The organism is Winogradskyella pulchriflava, from assembly GCF_042434315.1.
Taxonomy (GTDB): Bacteria; Bacteroidota; Bacteroidia; order Flavobacteriales; family Flavobacteriaceae; genus Winogradskyella; species Winogradskyella pulchriflava.
This window is the reverse complement of the sequence record NZ_JBHLTQ010000013.1, coordinates 1-2,501: the sequence shown is the minus strand read 5'-3', so window position 1 is coordinate 2,501 and position 2,501 is coordinate 1. Positions and strand designations below refer to the sequence as shown.

The following is a 2,501-nucleotide window of genomic DNA, read 5'->3' as shown; positions in this document are numbered from 1 at the left end:
TACAACAACGTGTATAGCTCATTGCGGCTGAATTCCTAATCGGAATTCATTGCAATTTGCTATCTTTCGGTTACGGCGGAAAATCCTCGCGGATTTCCCGCAACGAGCCATACACAAAACCGTTACCTGCAAGCTGAAAAAAAATCTGAACTATAAATGAACATACTGCAAAAAATAGCCAGAAAGATAATAAAACAGTCATTTGACCTTTCTGTTTCAACAATCGAATTCTTTAGCAAAATGGAACCTTATGAACAAAAGGTTTCGGAATTAAGAAATCTCGAAAAAGGAACTTTAGGAAAAGAAATAGCTGAATGTCTTGACAAACATAATCTGACTTTAATACCAAAATACGAAAGCCACGATTTGAAACACGTTTTGCTTAATTACCAAATGACAGCTGAAGACGAAATCCGAATGCAAGCTTTTATGGTCGGAAATGGAAATTATTCTATTCCTTCATTTGCTATTTTGATTTTCGGAGCAATTTTACTTCCAGACTTGTGGCGGACTTTTTACTCGGACTTTAAAAAAGGAAAGAAATCTATCGGAATTTCGGAATGGTCAATCGAAAAGTATGCAACTCGAAATCTGACTGAATTAAGAGCTGAATTATTAAAACCAGAATTTGAACAAAAAACAATATTTGATATGAAACGAGTTACTAAATTTGGAGCTTTTGCTTCAATAACAGCAGGGATTTTTGGAATGATATTCTGTTTGCCATTTCTTTTTTCGTCGAATATGGCTGATTTAGTTGGTGCTGGATTTCCTTTTGTTGGTGGAGCAATATTAGCAGTTGGCGGACTTTTGGCTTTATCGAATTTATCACGACCGAATAAAAGCCAGCAGGTAACACCGTATAAAATTAATTGCTAGTTTCTAGCCTACTTACGAAAGTCCTCGCGGACTTTCTATCTGTGATTTATTTGCTAAATTAGGTGCTTAAATCACGCAACTAATCTTATACAAACACGTTAGCAGCAATTTGAACAGACCAACAAAGAATGAAGTTTTTTATTACATTAATATTTCTCATTACAATTTTGACTTACGGACAAATAATGGAAACTGAATTTCCTCTTGTTCTGAATTGTGCATTGGTTGTTTCAATTTTGCTGACAACAGTTCTTTGGGAATATTCTGTTCTGAATAAAAATTATCAATCTGATTTTAAAATGCGAAGCCAAAGAAAAATAATCGGAATATTTGAATTGATAAACGCAATTGCTTGGACATTGTTACTGTCTTTTAGCAATGATATTTATAAAGAAATAATATTCTTGATTTTAATATTTTGGACATTTCCAATAACTGAATTGATAATGTGGTTTATTTACAAAAAGAAAAAACCATTTACACTTTTCATCAAAGACAACGAACTGATTTTAAATAAGCGTTGGACTCAAAAACGGAATCTGACTGAACTCACTCAAATCCGATTTGACCGAATTAGCAAAAATTTAAAACTCGACTTCAAATCAAAATCTGGAATTTCAATAAAAACGACAGAATATAAAACTGACGAAATTCAAACTCTATTAGGAATTTTAATTGAGAAATCGGAGAATGAAGTTTTTATCCCGAATAATTATGAACTGAAAAAAAACAGCTGCTAACAATGTATAACCGCAATTACGGCGGATTCGACTGCGTCCGAATCCACTCGGAATTGCTAACGCCAGTTCTTAACCGAAAATCATTCTCATTAATCCCGTAACTGACGGTTATACGAGACCGTTGTACCCAATTTAAAAAATGATTCGTACAAATAACATAATCCTGATTTTTGCTCTGACTTTTAGCCTTTTATCGTGTAAAGATAATAGAGAAAAAAGGAAAGAAATTGTTGCGGAAAAGATAGAACAAATCGCGAAAAATCAAACAGAATGGAATAGTTTGACCGAACGAATTTTAAAAGACCCATTTGCGATTTCTAACCAAGGTAAATTCACTTATCCAAAAGATTTGGAAAAAACATTGGCGAAAGAATTGGAGAATAAAGGAATTAAAAGCATTACGGTCGGAATTAGTTCGGATTGCAAACAAGTGGAATATACAACAGAATGGACTGACTATCCAATCGGAACTTTATATCTGACTTGGACAACGTGTGACCCTGAACAAACGAAAAAAGGATATTATAAAGATAATTTCAACTTGAATTTTATAGAAGTTTGGGGAATTGGAAACGATTGGCTAATTTGGACTGATAGTGATTTTATTTAAAAATTTAGAAAAAAAAAACTGGGTACAACACAGTATATAAGCTATGGCTTGGTCAGTCCTCACTTGGAAAATCCTGCGGATTTTCCAAAGCCAGTTTTTATCAGGAAAGGTCTGTGCCGAGACACGCCACAGCTCATATACATAAACGTTGTAAGTAATTTGAGAAAAACGCTAACCATATTAATTTCATTGAGTTTCGGACTTATTTCCTGTAAATCAGAAAAGAAATATTCGGACTTTAATGAATCGGACTTTTACGAAGTTCAAGGAAT

The 2,501-nt window shown here is 33.6% G+C and carries 3 protein-coding genes; all 3 read left to right on the top strand.

Going from position 1 to position 2,501, the window contains the following annotated elements:
* Window positions 1–156: 156 nt before the first annotated feature.
* Window positions 157–879, top strand: coding sequence for a hypothetical protein (locus ACFFGA_RS14855; RefSeq protein ID WP_386065207.1), 723 nt, complete (start codon window positions 157–159; stop codon window positions 877–879).
* A 185-nt stretch (window positions 880–1,064) separates the two neighbouring features.
* Window positions 1,065–1,619 (top strand): hypothetical protein, encoded by a 555-nt coding sequence (locus ACFFGA_RS14850; RefSeq protein ID WP_386065205.1) that lies wholly within the window; start codon window positions 1,065–1,067, stop codon window positions 1,617–1,619.
* A 139-nt stretch (window positions 1,620–1,758) separates the two neighbouring features.
* Window positions 1,759–2,229 carry a hypothetical protein gene (locus ACFFGA_RS14845; protein ID WP_386065203.1) on the top strand — a complete coding sequence of 157 codons (471 nt, stop codon included), beginning with the start codon at window positions 1,759–1,761 and terminating at the stop codon, window positions 2,227–2,229.
* The last annotated feature ends 272 nt before the right edge of the window (window positions 2,230–2,501 follow it).